Here is a 12,320-nt window from a genome sequence, read left to right as displayed (position 1 = left end):
GTGTTCGTTATCGCGTTGGTCGCGTTTTGGCAGTGCCGCGTCGCCGCGTCACTGCCCACCGAGTGCGGCAGCCATGCCCGAGATGCTCTCGTCCATGGAAGCCGACTCGAACATGCTTTGCTGCAGAAAGGCCGCCATGGCCGGCTGCAGGCGTATCGCCTCATCCATCTGCGGGTCCGAGCCCGCCATGTAGGCGCCGACCTGGACCAGGTCCCGCCCCTTCTGGTAGCGCGAATAGACAGCGCGAAAGCGCCGTGCCAGCTCGAAGTGCTCGCGCGAGACCACGTTGTGCATCACGCGCGAGGCCGATTGCTCGATATCGATGGCCGGGTAGTGGCCCGACTCGGCCAGCGCCCGCGACAGCACGACGTGGCCGTCCAGAATGGCGCGCGCCGCGTCGGCAATAGGGTCCTGCTGGTCATCGCCTTCGGACAGCACGGTGTAGAAGGACGTGATCGAGCCCACGCCGTTGAGGCCGTTGCCGCTGCGCTCGACCAGGGCGGGCAGCTTGGCAAAGCACGACGGCGGATAGCCCTTGGTGGCCGGCGGCTCGCCAATGGCCAGGGCGATCTCGCGCTGGGCCATGGCATAGCGGGTGAGCGAGTCCATGAGCAGCAGCACATGCTGGCCCTTGTCGCGAAAATGCTCGGCAATGGCCGTGGCATAGGCGGCGCCCTGCATGCGCAGCAGCGGCGGCGCATCGGCCGGCGCGGCGACGACCACGGCGCGGCTGCGATCCTGGGCGCCGAGGATGTCCTCGACGAATTCCTTGACCTCGCGGCCGCGTTCGCCGATCAGGCCGACCACGATCACATCCGCCTGGGTGTAGCGCGCCATCATGCCCAGCAGCACGGACTTGCCCACGCCCGAGCCCGCGAACAGGCCCAGACGCTGGCCCCGGCCCACGGTGAGCAGGGCGTTGAGCGAGCGCACGCCGGTGTCCAGCGTCTCGCGCACAGGGTCGCGGTCCATGGCGTTGATGGGGTTGCGGTCCAGCAGATCGGCGCTCACGTCGGCCAGCGGGCCGCCATGGTCCAGGGGCTGGCCCTGCGAATCCACGACACGGCCCAGCAGGCCGCTGCCAATGGGCAGGCGCAGCACGCCGGCAGCCAGGGACACGGGCGGCTCGACACCGTCGCCAAAGCGCAGCGGTGCGACAAAGGGTTCGGCCGGCGTCACGATGGCGCCGCTGGACAGGCCCTGGATGTCGCCCGCAGGCATGAGAAACGCACGCTCGCCGGCAAAGCCGACGACCTCGGCCAGCACCGGGTCCTGGCCCTGCTGGCGTATCCAGCACTGCGAGCCCACGGGCACCTGCAGGCCCGTGGCCTCCAGCACCAGGCCGGTCAGGCGCGTGAGCGTGCCGTGGGTTTCCAGGGGAATGTCGCCCTGCAGGCGGGCACGGGCATTGGACAGCAGTTGCTGCCAGGGCCTGGCGGCAGGCTCGGGGGTCAGTTTGGCGGCGTCGGCCAGCGGGGCGTCAACCGGCATCGCGTTCTCCGTCATACCAGGTGGAGACCAGGCCCAGCGCGGCCACGGCGCGGCGCCAGCGCTTGTCCATGCCGGCATCGACCTGGGCGCCGCCCGATTCCACGCGCACATCGCCCTGGGCCACGGAGGCGTCGCTGATCCACTGCACCTTGGACTGGGCGCCATGCTCGGCGCGCAGCGCCTCGTCCAGCACGGCGAAGTCGGCGGGATTCAGGCGCACGGTGGCGGCGCGGCCGTCGGCGGCCAGCATGTCCAGCGCCTCGCGCACCACGGGCAACAGGGCCTGGGGCTGGCTGCGCAGCTCCTGGCGGACCACCTGGCGCGCAATGTCGCAGGCCAGGTTGAGCAGTTCCTGCGCTGCATCCGTCTGCAGCTGCTTGAAGCCGGCATCCAGGCCGGACAGCAGCGCGTCCACGCGCTGCGCCGTCTCGCGGCCTGCGCCGGAGACGTAGTCATCCATGTGTTGCTGCCACTGCTGCTGGGCTTCCTGGCGGCCCTGCTCCAGCCCCTCGGCATGGCCTTCGGCGCGTGCCTGCTCCAGCAGGGCATGCAGCTGCTCCTCATCCACTGCGGGGGCGGTGGAGGCCGGGGCGACCGGCGTGCCGGCTTCGACATCCAGCACCATGGAGTCGGCCTCCAGCCGGGGCGCATCGGAGCGGCCGGGCAGCGAAAGGCTGTGAAAGCCCGACGAGGAGGTGGGCGCGGCCTGCGCGCCTGGAGCACCCTGTATGTCGGGCAGGCCCGCCAGGCCGGGCAGGCTTTGCAGGCCGCCCATGTGGTCCACGGCGCCGAAGCGCCACTGCACCACCTGGCGCTCGTCGATCTCCTCGGAGGGGATGAAGCGCGAGTTCATGCCGTTAGACATAGCTGTCTTCCGCACCGCTGCCGATGGTGATCTGGCCTTCTTCGGCCAGGCGACGCACCACCTTCAGGATTTCCTTTTGCTGCGCTTCCACTTCGGACAGGCGCATCGGGCCGCGGCCTTCCAGGTCCTCGCGCAGCGACTCGGCGGCACGCATGGACATGTTGGCCAGAATCTTGTCGCGCACTTCCATCGAGCCGCCCTTGAGCGCGATGATCAGCGTCTCGGACACCACCTCGCGCAGCACCAGCTGCACAGAGCGGTCGTCCAGCTTGACCAGGTCGTCGAACACGAACATCTTGTCCATGATCTTCTGGGCCAGGTCCGGGTCGTAGTTGCGGATGGTGTCCAGCACGGCCACGTCGGCATTGCCGCCGAGGTTGTTGATCATCTCGGCCGCCGTCTTGACGCCGCCCAGCGAGGTCTTGCGGATCTTGTCGCCGCCGGCCAGCACCTGGAACAGCACCTCGTTGAGGTCCTTGAGCGCGGTCGGCTGAATGCCTTCCAGCGTGGCAACGCGCAGCATGACTTCGCTGCGAAAACGCTCGGGCAGCTGCATCAGGACGGCAGCGGCCTGCTCGTGCTCCAGGTGCACGAGGATGGCGGCCACGATCTGCGGATGCTCGCCGCGCAGCAGTTCGGCCACGGACAGCGGGTCCATCCACTTGAGGCTTTCGATGCCGGAGACATCGCCGCCCTGCAGGATGCGGTCGATCAGCAGCGCCGCCTTGTCGTCGCCCAGGGCGCGCTTGAGCACCGAGCGCACATAGCCGCTGGCGTCGTCCACCAGCAGGCTTTGCGCGGCTGCGTCATCGGCAAAGCGGTTGATGACGAAGTCCACCTTCTCGCGCGAGACACCGCGCATGTGCGCAATGGTCTCGCCGAGCTTTTGCACTTCCTTCGGGGTGAGGTGCTTGAACACCTCGGCCGCTTCCTCCTCGCCCAGGGAGACCAGCAAGATGGCGGCGTCGTTCAGGCCTCGTTCGTCCATATCTCAGCAATCCGTGTTTTGAGAGGCTCAGGTGGCCTCGCCGTTGATCCAGGTCTTGACGATGTTGGCCACCGCGATCGGGTTCTGCTTGGCCAGTTGGCGCGCCTGCTCCAGGCGCACTTGCTCCTGCGTGGGCGAAAGATCGACAGCGGGTGCAGCCAGCGCCGGACGGTCCAGCTGCTCGCCTTCGATGGCATTGAGCTGCCCGCCCACGGCCACCGTCTTGCGGCCCTTCATCATGGGTCGCACCAGGCCCAGCAGCAGGATGGCGCCGAACAGGGCCAGGCCGATGGGCACGCCCAGGCTGCGGGCCATGGCCAGCACTTCGGGCTGGCGCCACAGCGGCAGCTCGGCCGGCACTTCGTCCTGCACAAAGGGGGTGCTGACCAGGTTGACCGAGTCGCCACGCTCGGCGCTGTAGCCCACGGTCTCGCGCACCAGGGTCAGCAGTTGCGCCTGCTGCGCTGCCGTCAGGCCGCGTGCAGCGGCAGCGACGGTGGCTGCATCGGTTGCCGCACCGGCAGCACCGGCAGCAGCCGGCGCAGCAGCAGCCACCAGGGGCGCATTGATGACCACGGCGGCCGTCAGGCGCTTGATGCTGCCCGTGCTGCCGCGTGTGTGGCGCACGGTCTTGTCCACTTCGTAATTGGTGATGGACTCGCGCTTGCTGGCAGAGCGGGCGGCGTTCTGGCCGTCGGCCGCCTGGGGCGCGGGATTGGCACCGTTGACGGGCGCGGAAGCGTTCTGGGGCGGCTGGTTGCTGGTGGCGCCGGGAATGCCGGTGGGCTGGGGCGGCTTTTGCTCGCCTGTGCTCTCCACCACCTGCTGGCTGCGCACCACGCCCGCGTCGGAGGACTGGTTGGGGCGGTGCTGCTCCGAAGTCGATTCGGTCTGGCTGAAATCCATCTCGGCCGAGACCTGGGCCTTCACATTGTTCTTGCCGACCACAGGCTCCAGGATCTCCAGGATGCGGCGCACGTACTGCTGCTCGATCTGCTGGGTGTAGTTCAGCTGCTGCATGTCCACGGCGTTGGCGTTGCCGTCGGGCGACTGCGACAGCAGCTTGCCCGAGTCATCGAGGATGCTCACGGCCGTGGGCGCCATCTCGGGCACGCTGGAGGCCACCAGGTGCACGATGCCCGCGATCTGCGTGCGGTCCAGCACGCGGCCCGGGTACAGGCTCAGCAGCACCGAGGCCGAGGGCTTTTGCTGCTCGCGGAAAAAGCCGTTCTGATTGGGCAGGGCCAGGTGCACGCGTGCGCTTTGCACGGCGGCCAGGGCCTGGATGGAACGTGTCAGCTCGCCTTCGAGGCCACGCTGGAAATTGAGGCGTTCCTGGAACTGGGTGATGCCGAACTTGCTGTTCTCCATCAGCTCGAAGCCCGTCACCGAACCCTTGGGCAGGCCCTGGGTGGCCAGCTTCAGGCGCACATCGTGCACGCGGTCGGACGGGATGAGGATGGCACCGCCGCCTTCGGTATAACGGTAAGGCACGTTCATCTGCGACAGCTGGGCGACGATGGCGCCGCCATCCTTGTCGCTCAGGTTGGAGAACAGCACCTTGTAGTCCGGCTGGCGGTAGAACATGGCCGCCGCACCCAGGGCGACGACCAGCAGCACGGCGATCGCGCCCCAACGCAGGCGCGCGCCACGGTCCATGGCCGTCCAGCGCTGCTGCAAGGCAGGCTGGGGCACGGGAGTGGCTTGAGGGACAGGGATTTCAGCGACAGCAGACATCTTGGTTCCAGGTGTTCGAGCCCTGCACACACAGGACCCTAGCGTGCTGTCGATTATTCGAAGTCCGAGGCCTCACATTCGCCCGATAAGCGCGCCGTTTGGCCGTCTATTTGCCGCGATGCGAAAACCCTGCCGCCCTACGATCTCGTCATCTTGCTAACTCCGATGGAATGTGTCATGGACCTTCGCATCCCCAGTACCACCTCTCCCCTGTACGGCACCCAGCTCCCCAAAGGCGTGGGCGCAGGCGACGCATCGACCAAAGTGGCGGCTGGCGGCTTCAGCCAGGCCCTTCAAGGCGCGCTGCAGTCCGTCAGTTCGGCCCAGAACAACTCCAGCCAGCTGCAGCGTGAGGTGCAGCTGGAGAACCCGGCCGTCAGCCTCGAAGAAACCATGATCGCCATGCAAAAGGCGCAGATCGGCTTCCAGGCCACGATGCAGGTGCGCAACCGGCTCGTGCAGGCCTATACCGATGTGATGAACATGCAGGTGTGAGGGCGTCCGGCCCCGGCCGGACCCTCTTTGCCCCCTCGATCGCAAACCGCAGACCGAACGGGATTTGCGCGCGCCATTGCCATTGCCATTGCCATTGCCATTGCACGGCAGCGTCATTTCCGCGCATTTCGGATCTTGCCGTCTTCAGGGTCCTTGCTTCGTTTTCCCCGGACCGGGCCTCGGGCCGTCCTTCATGACTGGGCGCACTTCTTGCGCACGGCCATCACGCATTTCCCTGCCTCCCCCTGCTTGACCGAGCGCAGCCTCATCCAGCGCATGGATGGGTACGCCCGAGCCGCAGTCGCGCCTGCACCCGCTGTGCAGATTCATCCAACCGAATCCAAGCCCGGAAAAGACAAAACCCTCGGACACGGATGCCGGAGGGTTGAGCAGAACGAAGAGAGAAGAGAGAAAAAAAGGATGCGGCTTCAGCTGGCCGAGTGGTAGATGCGCGCCTTGCCCGGTCCGGCATGGGGGTGCCCATACAGGTCGCGTCCATACGTGGCCTGGTCCGAAGTCTGGGGAATCAGCGCCGCCGCCTGGCTTTGGGCCACCACCGCCATGCGTGCCAGCTGGTCGCGCTGCATGGCCATCTGCTCGCCCAGCGCCTGGGCGCGTTCGCGCAGCTCCTGCGTCCAGTCGGCCGCGCTGAAGCGCCGGGCCAGTTCGGAGAACGCCGCCATGGCATCGCGCAACCGGGTGCTGGACTGCTCCAGCGCGACCGCATCCTTCGATTGCAGCGAGGCGGACACCATCTGGACCACCGCGTCCAGGGAATCGAGCATCTCGCCGAGAGTCATGGGACAGGCCTTGCTGAGAAAGAAAGCGCGCGCACGCGCCGAAAGGAAGGGATCGAACCCGCGCTCAGACGCGCGAGTGCGAGAGGAATTCTTCGGAGTTGGCCAGCAGCTTGTCGGCCACGGCGTCGGCGTTCACGCGGAAGGTGCCGTTGGCAATGGCTTCGCGGATTTCCTTGACGCGGTTGGCATCGAAGTCGGCCGTGGCGCGACCAGATTGGTCCAGTGCGCGGGCCGAGGTCGAGAACGACACGGGAACACCGGCCGCCTTGGCAGGCTGGGCCTGGGCGGAGGATTCCTCGGTGGCAATGGTGCTGGCTGTCTTGGGCTGCTTGGCGGCGGCCTGGGAGGCAGCGGCGGGCAGTTCCGGTTTTTGACCTATCTTCATCTTGATTCTCCAATCGCCCTGGCGGCGTGAGGCGCTGTGCCTAGCTTTCGACTGCCTGGAACAAAACTTGAGGTTTTTTTACTGGACCAGCACCACGCCCTCGGGATTCACAACCCCGGAGATGAGCCGGCCATTATCCATGCGAACCCGCACGGTCTGGCCTTCGCCGGCTGCCGACATGGCCTTGCCCGACGATGTGACGGAAAAACCACCACCGTTGACCAGCACACGCACTTCAGCACCCACGGCAAACAGCGCCGGCGTACGCAGCATGTTCTGGCGCAGCGCCTGGCCTGCGGCCAGCGGGCGGGAGGCCACCAGGCCTACCCAGTCCTGCTGGTTGGCATAGACGGCGGCCGATTCCTCGGCCCAGTCCACTTCGGCCTGGACGGCATCGTCGGCCGACAGCGGGCGACCCGCCGTCACGCCGTTTTGCAGCACCCAGGCCGGGCCCCAGGCCTTGACCGTGATGGGCAGGAACACATTCCAGGCCACGGCGCCCTGCAGGCAGCGCAGACCCAGGCGGGTACGACCCCACAGGCGCGAGCCTGCGGGCAAATAGGGTTCGACCTTGGCGCAGGCGGCCAGGCGCAGGCGGGGATCGAGCTGGCCCATCTGCACTTCCATGCGCAGGGGCAAGGCGCCCGCGCCGGCCATGCCTTGCTGCAGGGCCTCGTCGGCAAAGCGCTGGCCTATCTGGCTGAGCTGGGCTGCACCGTCAGGTGCGTTCTGCGCCAGGGCAGGGCCGGCCAGCGACGCTCCAGCGGCAAGCGCAGCGCATGCGGCGGCGCGAGCGAGGGCTCGGACGGCGGATGGCGAATGGGCGGTGCTGAAGTTCGGCATGGCTGTGGCTCCTGACTTGCTCCGGACTCCCGTCAGGATGGGTGGGATACCTGGAGCGATGCCAGCAAATATAGGGCGAGTGCTCTTTTCCGAAGCGCCGAACTGCGCAGGCAAACGCGCTTTCTTCGCGCTTTAGCGATCGGGGGCGATTTCCATAATCGACGCATGCCGCAGTCCGTGGGCTGCCGCCATTTCGTCAACCGATCACCGCAAACCCCAGAGGGCGAGGCCGACATGCTCGACAAGATGACTGAACGACTGGATTTCCAGAGCAAGGCGCTGGTGCTGCGCGCCGAGCGCCAGCGTGCAATCGCCAGCAACATCGCCAATGCCGACACGCCGGGCTATGTGGCACGCGACTTCAATTTCCGCGAGGCGCTGACGGCCGTTACCTCCGGCCCCTCGCCCATGACGCTGGCCAGCGTCAGCCAGGGGGGCCACATTCCCCTGCCTGCCGCCGCCTCGGGGCAGAGCGCGCAAAGCCATCTCGGCTACTCGGTGCAGGCCCAGACCAACATGGACAACAACACCGTGGACCTGGACCGCGAACGCGCCAACTTCGTCGATAACGCCGTGCGCTACGAAGCCACGCTGCGCTTTCTGAACGGCCAGGCCAAGACCATGCTGTCGGCCATCCAGGGCCAGTAAGCCGGCGCCACAGACCACAGGAGCTTTCCCATGTCCATGTTCTCCATCTTCAGCATCTCCGGCAGTGCCGTCAGCGCCCAATCCCAGCGCCTGAACGTCGTGGCCTCGAACCTGGCCAACGTCGATGCCGTGGCCGGCCCCGACGGAAAGGCCTACCAGGCGCGCCAGGTGGTCTTCCAGACCGTGGCCATGGGCGAGGAAGGCTCCTCGGGCGTGCGCGTCAGCGCCATCAGCCAGGACAACACGCCGGGCCGCCGCATCCACGACCCCCAGCACCCGCTGGCCGATGCCGAAGGCTATGTGACGCACTCCAACGTCAGCGCCGTGGACGAGATGGTCAACATGATCTCGGCCTCGCGCTCCTACCAGAACAACGTCGAGGTCATGAACACGACCAAGTCGCTGCTGCTCAAAACCCTGCAGATGGGCCAGTGAGCCCCATCCGCACCACTTTCCAGGAGCCACTCCCATGATCTATGGCGCAGGCAGCGTCGCCAGCACGGCCGACATCAACAACAAGACCGCCACGAGCAATTCGACCACCGACCCCGCGGCGGCGCAGGACCGTTTCCTGAAGCTGCTGGTGGCGCAGTTGAACAACCAGGATCCCATGAATCCCATGGACAACGCGCAGATGACCTCGCAGATGGCGCAGATCAACACCGTCACCGGCATCCAGCAGCTGAACAAGACCATGGAAAGCATGGCCGGCCAGTTCACCGCCATGCAGGTGCTGCAAGGCACGCAGATGATCGGCCGCACCGTGCTGACCGAGGGCAATACGCTGGGCGTGGGCAAGGAAAAATCCTATACGGCCGCCTTCGACCTCGAAGGCCCGGCCGCCGATGTCAAGGTGCAGATCACCACGGCCGGTGGCGAGCTGGTGGACACCGTCGAGCTGGGCAGCGGCACCGCAGGCCGCAACTACTTCACCTGGGACGGCAGCAAGTACGCGGGCGACGCCAGCCAGCTGCGCTACACGGTGCAGGCCACGAATGCCGACAAGGCCGTGGCCTCGACCACGCTGTCGCCCCACGCGGTGCTCGCCACAGGCACCACCGACGGCAAGCTGACGCTGGAGCTGGACGACGGCACCAACGTCGCCTACGCCTCCGTCAAGGCCGTGTACTGACCACCGCACCAACCACCCAAACCATCGCAGGAGCACACCATGGGATTCCAACAAGGCCTCTCGGGTCTGAACGCCGCCAGCAAGAACCTGGACGTGATCGGCCACAACATCGCCAACGCCAACACCACGGGCTTCAAGTCCTCGCGTGCCGAGTTCGCCGAGGCCGTGGCCAGCGCCGTGGGTTCGGCCAGCGGCCAGAACAGCGGCATCGGCGTCAATGTGGCCGCCGTGACCCAGCAGTTCCGCCAGGGCCCGATCACCACCACGGGCAACAATCTGGACGTGGCCATCAACGGCAACGGCTTCTTCGTGGTGCGCCAGCCCGATGGCAGCACGGCCTATACGCGCGCCGGCAACTTCGGCCTGGACAAGCAGGGCAACCTGAAGACCGTGCAGGGCGACAACGTCATGGGCTACCCCGTGGACGCCACCACGGGCAAGGTGCTGGCCGGCGGCCAGCCCGTGCCCATGGTCTTTCCTTCGGGCCAGCCGATCGCTGCCAAGTCTACGACCAAGATCGATGTATCGCTGAACCTGGATGCGCGCGCCACGGTGGCTGCAGGCGATGCCACCAAAACGCCACCGATCCCTGCCACTCCACGCGCCACCTATGGCACATCGGTCAATGTCTATGACAGCCAAGGCGTGGCCACACCTGTGCAGATGTACTTCGAGAAGGGCGCGGCCCCCAATACCTGGGTGGTCTATGACGGCCTTGATGACCCGACTGCAACGCCGCCCAAGACGGCCAAGGTGCTGGCAACGCTGAACTTTGACGCCGCAGGCAAACTCAACACAGTCACGCCCAACCCCGCTGTTGCCACCATCCAGACCAACAATCCCAATTCGCCAACCCCGGGCACCGTCAGTGTGACGCTGGATTTTTCCAACGTCTCCCAGTTCGGAACCAAGTTCGCGGTCAGCAGCCTCAAGCAGGACGGCTACACGGCGGGTGCGCTCACCGGCATCAATGTCGGCAACGATGGCTCCATCGTGGCCACCTACTCCAACGGCGTGACGCGCACCGAGGGCCAGCTGGCCCTGGCCGCCTTCACCAACACCCAGGGCCTGGGCGCCGTGGGAGACAACAAGTGGGTGGAAACCGCCGATTCGGGCCCGGCGCTGAACGGCACGGCCGAGTCGGGCACCTTCGGCTCGCTGCGCTCGGGCGCGCTGGAAGACTCCAACGTGGACCTGACCGCCGAGCTGGTGAACATGATGACCGCGCAGCGCGCCTACCAGGCCAATGCCCAGACCATCAAGACCCAGGACCAGGTCTTCTCGACCCTGGTGAACCTGCGCTGATAGCCAAGAACTGAGTCAGGAGAACCGGCATGGACCGCATCATCTACACCTCCATGACGGGCGCCAACGCAGCGGCGCAGCGTCAGTCCGTGCTGGCCCACAACCTGGCCAATGCCGGCACCAACGGCTTCCGGGCCGAAATGTCCACCTTCCGCTCCGTGCCCCTGCAGGGCAGCGGTGCGGGCACGCGCGTGTTTGCGCTGGAGGCGACCTCCGGCTACGTGGACACGCCCGGCCCCACCCAGCGCACGGGGCGTGCACTGGACGCCATGGCCATGGGCCGCGCCTGGTTCGCCGTCCAGGGCCTGGATGGCCAGGAGGCCTACACACGCAATGGCGTGTTCGAGGTCTCTCCCGAGGGTCAGCTGGTCAACAGCAACGGCCAGGCCGTGCTGTCCGACGGCGGCGGCCCCATCGACATTCCGCCCGAGTCCACGATCTCGCTGGGCTCGGATGGCACGCTGACCGCCAAGACCGGCAACCAGCTGCCCGTGGCCGTGGGCCGCGTCAAGCTGGCCACGCCGCCCGAGGACGCCGCGCTGGTGCGCGGCAATGACGGCCTGTTCCGCACGGGCGACGGCGATCCGCTACCCAACGACGAGAACGCACGCCTGCTGTCCGGCGCCATCGAAGGCTCGAACGTGAACTCGGTGGAGACCATGGTCGGCATGATTGCCGCCGCCCGCCAGTTCGAGACCCAGATGCGCCTGCTGCAGACGGCAGAAACCAATGACAAAAGCGCCAGCCAGCTGCTGAGCATGAACGGCTGAAAGCACTGAAAAGGAAACGCCATGATCAATTCGCTGTTCATCTCCAAGACCGGCATGGAAGCCCAGCAGACACAGCTGGACGTGATTTCCCATAACCTGGCCAACGTCTCGACCACGGGCTACAAGCGCGCCAGCGCGGTGTTCGAGGACCTGATCTACCAGAACCTGCGCCAGTCCGGCTCGCAGACGACCGAGCAGAACCAGTTGCCTACCGGTTTGCACCTGGGCCTGGGCGTGCGCACGGTGGCCACCTCGCGCAATTTCCTGCAGGGCGCCCTGCAGCAGTCCAACAATGCGCTGGACGTGGCCATCGACGGCAACGGCTTCTTCCAGGTCAACATGCCCGACGGCACCACGGCCTATACCCGTGACGGCTCCTTCCAGGTCGATGCACAGGGCCAGCTGGTGACTGCCAGCGGCATGCCCATCGCCAACGGCGTCACCATTCCCCAGGGCGCGACCAAGGTGTCGATCAGCCCCGAGGGCGTGGTCAGCGTGACCATGGCCGGCCAGGCCGCGCCCCAGCAGGTCGGCAATATCGCCATGAGCCAGTTCATCAACCCGGCAGGCCTGGAGCCGCGCGGCCAGAACCTGTTCACCGAGACCGCTTCCTCGGGCCAGCCCCAGCAGGGCCAGCCCGGCGTCAACGGCATGGGCATGATCAAGCAGGGCTACCTGGAAGGCTCGAACGTGAACGTGGTGCAGGAGCTGGTGACCATGATCCAGACCCAGCGCGCCTACGAAATGAATTCCAAGGCCATCACGACTTCGGACCAGATGCTGGCCAAGCTGGCGCAGCTGTAATCGATCTCTCCCCCTGAGCGGCTTCGCCGCTTCCCCCTCTCTCGCTGCGCGGGAGGG

At 66.6% G+C, this 12,320-nt stretch carries 14 protein-coding genes; 7 read left to right on the top strand and 7 right to left on the bottom strand.

Features of this window, described 5'->3' with window-relative positions; genetic code table 11:
• Positions 1 to 48 precede the first annotated feature (48 nt).
• The 4 genes from fliI to fliF are packed head-to-tail and all read right to left on the bottom strand — an operon-like array spanning position 49 to position 5,081.
• Complete coding sequence (fliI, locus tag A9976_RS22465; RefSeq protein ID WP_259649271.1) at positions 49 to 1,491, bottom strand: flagellar protein export ATPase FliI; 1,443 nt, start codon at positions 1,489 to 1,491, stop codon at positions 49 to 51.
• Positions 1,481 to 2,356 carry a flagellar assembly protein FliH gene (locus tag A9976_RS22460; protein ID WP_183020839.1) on the bottom strand — a complete coding sequence of 292 codons (876 nt, stop codon included), beginning with the start codon at positions 2,354 to 2,356 and terminating at the stop codon, positions 1,481 to 1,483. Before A9976_RS22460 ends, fliI begins: the two co-directional genes overlap by 11 nt.
• Positions 2,349 to 3,344 carry a flagellar motor switch protein FliG gene (gene fliG / locus A9976_RS22455; RefSeq protein ID WP_012202571.1) on the bottom strand — a complete coding sequence of 332 codons (996 nt, stop codon included), beginning with the start codon at positions 3,342 to 3,344 and terminating at the stop codon, positions 2,349 to 2,351. Before fliG ends, A9976_RS22460 begins: the two co-directional genes overlap by 8 nt.
• 27 nt (positions 3,345 to 3,371) lie before the next feature.
• Positions 3,372 to 5,081, bottom strand: coding sequence for a flagellar basal-body MS-ring/collar protein FliF (fliF, locus tag A9976_RS22450; RefSeq protein ID WP_183020838.1), 1,710 nt, complete (start codon positions 5,079 to 5,081; stop codon positions 3,372 to 3,374).
• Between the two features lie 177 nt (positions 5,082 to 5,258).
• Here fliF and fliE point away from each other — a divergent pair, with 177 nt between their 5' ends.
• The gene (fliE, locus tag A9976_RS22445; protein WP_013800367.1) at positions 5,259 to 5,576 is read left to right on the top strand and encodes a flagellar hook-basal body complex protein FliE; all 318 of its coding nucleotides are present in this window, start codon (positions 5,259 to 5,261) and stop codon (positions 5,574 to 5,576) included.
• A gap of 428 nt (positions 5,577 to 6,004) precedes the next feature.
• Here the strand turns inward: fliE and A9976_RS22440 are convergent, their stop codons facing one another.
• From A9976_RS22440 to flgA, 3 genes are all read right to left on the bottom strand, one after another.
• Complete coding sequence (locus A9976_RS22440; protein ID WP_183020837.1) at positions 6,005 to 6,376, bottom strand: hypothetical protein; 372 nt, start codon at positions 6,374 to 6,376, stop codon at positions 6,005 to 6,007.
• Positions 6,377 to 6,440: 64 nt separating this feature from the next.
• Entirely contained in the window at positions 6,441 to 6,761 is a 321-nt protein-coding gene (gene flgM, locus A9976_RS22435; RefSeq protein ID WP_012202567.1) for a flagellar biosynthesis anti-sigma factor FlgM, read from the bottom strand.
• A 78-nt stretch (positions 6,762 to 6,839) separates the two neighbouring features.
• Positions 6,840 to 7,604 carry a flagellar basal body P-ring formation chaperone FlgA gene (gene flgA, locus A9976_RS22430; protein WP_183020836.1) on the bottom strand — a complete coding sequence of 255 codons (765 nt, stop codon included), beginning with the start codon at positions 7,602 to 7,604 and terminating at the stop codon, positions 6,840 to 6,842.
• A 234-nt stretch (positions 7,605 to 7,838) separates the two neighbouring features.
• Here flgA and flgB point away from each other — a divergent pair, with 234 nt between their 5' ends.
• Genes flgB through flgG form a run of 6 tightly spaced genes read left to right on the top strand, consistent with a single transcriptional unit; the run spans position 7,839 to position 12,263 of the window.
• A complete protein-coding gene (gene flgB / locus A9976_RS22425) occupies positions 7,839 to 8,252 on the top strand; it encodes a flagellar basal body rod protein FlgB (protein ID WP_013800365.1) in 414 nt (137 codons plus the stop codon).
• 30 nt (positions 8,253 to 8,282) lie between these two features.
• Positions 8,283 to 8,687 (top strand): flagellar basal body rod protein FlgC, encoded by a 405-nt coding sequence (flgC, locus tag A9976_RS22420; protein ID WP_012202564.1) that lies wholly within the window; start codon positions 8,283 to 8,285, stop codon positions 8,685 to 8,687.
• 34 nt (positions 8,688 to 8,721) lie between these two features.
• Entirely contained in the window at positions 8,722 to 9,384 is a 663-nt protein-coding gene (locus A9976_RS22415; protein ID WP_183020835.1) for a flagellar hook assembly protein FlgD, read from the top strand.
• A 39-nt stretch (positions 9,385 to 9,423) separates the two neighbouring features.
• On the top strand, positions 9,424 to 10,689 hold the full coding sequence (gene flgE / locus A9976_RS22410) for a flagellar hook protein FlgE (protein WP_183020834.1): 1,266 nt from the start codon (positions 9,424 to 9,426) through the stop codon (positions 10,687 to 10,689).
• Between the two features lie 29 nt (positions 10,690 to 10,718).
• Positions 10,719 to 11,459, top strand: coding sequence for a flagellar basal body rod protein FlgF (locus tag A9976_RS22405; protein ID WP_183020833.1), 741 nt, complete (start codon positions 10,719 to 10,721; stop codon positions 11,457 to 11,459).
• A 21-nt stretch (positions 11,460 to 11,480) separates the two neighbouring features.
• A complete protein-coding gene (gene flgG, locus A9976_RS22400) occupies positions 11,481 to 12,263 on the top strand; it encodes a flagellar basal-body rod protein FlgG (protein ID WP_013800362.1) in 783 nt (260 codons plus the stop codon).
• Positions 12,264 to 12,320 lie beyond the last annotated feature (57 nt).

It is taken from the genome of Delftia sp. UME58 (assembly GCF_014170385.1).
Classification (GTDB): Bacteria; Pseudomonadota; Gammaproteobacteria; order Burkholderiales; family Burkholderiaceae_C; genus Comamonas; species Comamonas acidovorans.
Note: the sequence above shows the minus strand (reverse complement) of the source record. Positions and strands in the feature narration are given on the sequence as shown.

What these genes read in the sequence shown, in the direction of transcription:
- flgE (WP_183020834.1), top strand. Translation starts at nt 9,424, where the DNA reads ATGGGATTCCAACAAGGCCTCTCGGGTCTGAACGCCGCCAGCAAGAAC.
- A9976_RS22460 (WP_183020839.1), bottom strand. Translation starts at nt 2,356, where the DNA reads ATGTCTAACGGCATGAACTCGCGCTTCATCCCCTCCGAGGAGATCGAC.
- flgM (WP_012202567.1), bottom strand. Translation starts at nt 6,761, where the DNA reads ATGAAGATAGGTCAAAAACCGGAACTGCCCGCCGCTGCCTCCCAGGCC.
- fliG (WP_012202571.1), bottom strand. Translation starts at nt 3,344, where the DNA reads ATGGACGAACGAGGCCTGAACGACGCCGCCATCTTGCTGGTCTCCCTG.
- fliF (WP_183020838.1), bottom strand. Translation starts at nt 5,081, where the DNA reads ATGTCTGCTGTCGCTGAAATCCCTGTCCCTCAAGCCACTCCCGTGCCC.
- A9976_RS22440 (WP_183020837.1), bottom strand. Translation starts at nt 6,376, where the DNA reads ATGACTCTCGGCGAGATGCTCGATTCCCTGGACGCGGTGGTCCAGATG.
- flgG (WP_013800362.1), top strand. Translation starts at nt 11,481, where the DNA reads ATGATCAATTCGCTGTTCATCTCCAAGACCGGCATGGAAGCCCAGCAG.
- flgC (WP_012202564.1), top strand. Translation starts at nt 8,283, where the DNA reads ATGTCCATGTTCTCCATCTTCAGCATCTCCGGCAGTGCCGTCAGCGCC.
- A9976_RS22415 (WP_183020835.1), top strand. Translation starts at nt 8,722, where the DNA reads ATGATCTATGGCGCAGGCAGCGTCGCCAGCACGGCCGACATCAACAAC.
- flgB (WP_013800365.1), top strand. Translation starts at nt 7,839, where the DNA reads ATGCTCGACAAGATGACTGAACGACTGGATTTCCAGAGCAAGGCGCTG.
- flgA (WP_183020836.1), bottom strand. Translation starts at nt 7,604, where the DNA reads ATGCCGAACTTCAGCACCGCCCATTCGCCATCCGCCGTCCGAGCCCTC.
- fliI (WP_259649271.1), bottom strand. Translation starts at nt 1,491, where the DNA reads ATGCCGGTTGACGCCCCGCTGGCCGACGCCGCCAAACTGACCCCCGAG.
- fliE (WP_013800367.1), top strand. Translation starts at nt 5,259, where the DNA reads ATGGACCTTCGCATCCCCAGTACCACCTCTCCCCTGTACGGCACCCAG.
- A9976_RS22405 (WP_183020833.1), top strand. Translation starts at nt 10,719, where the DNA reads ATGGACCGCATCATCTACACCTCCATGACGGGCGCCAACGCAGCGGCG.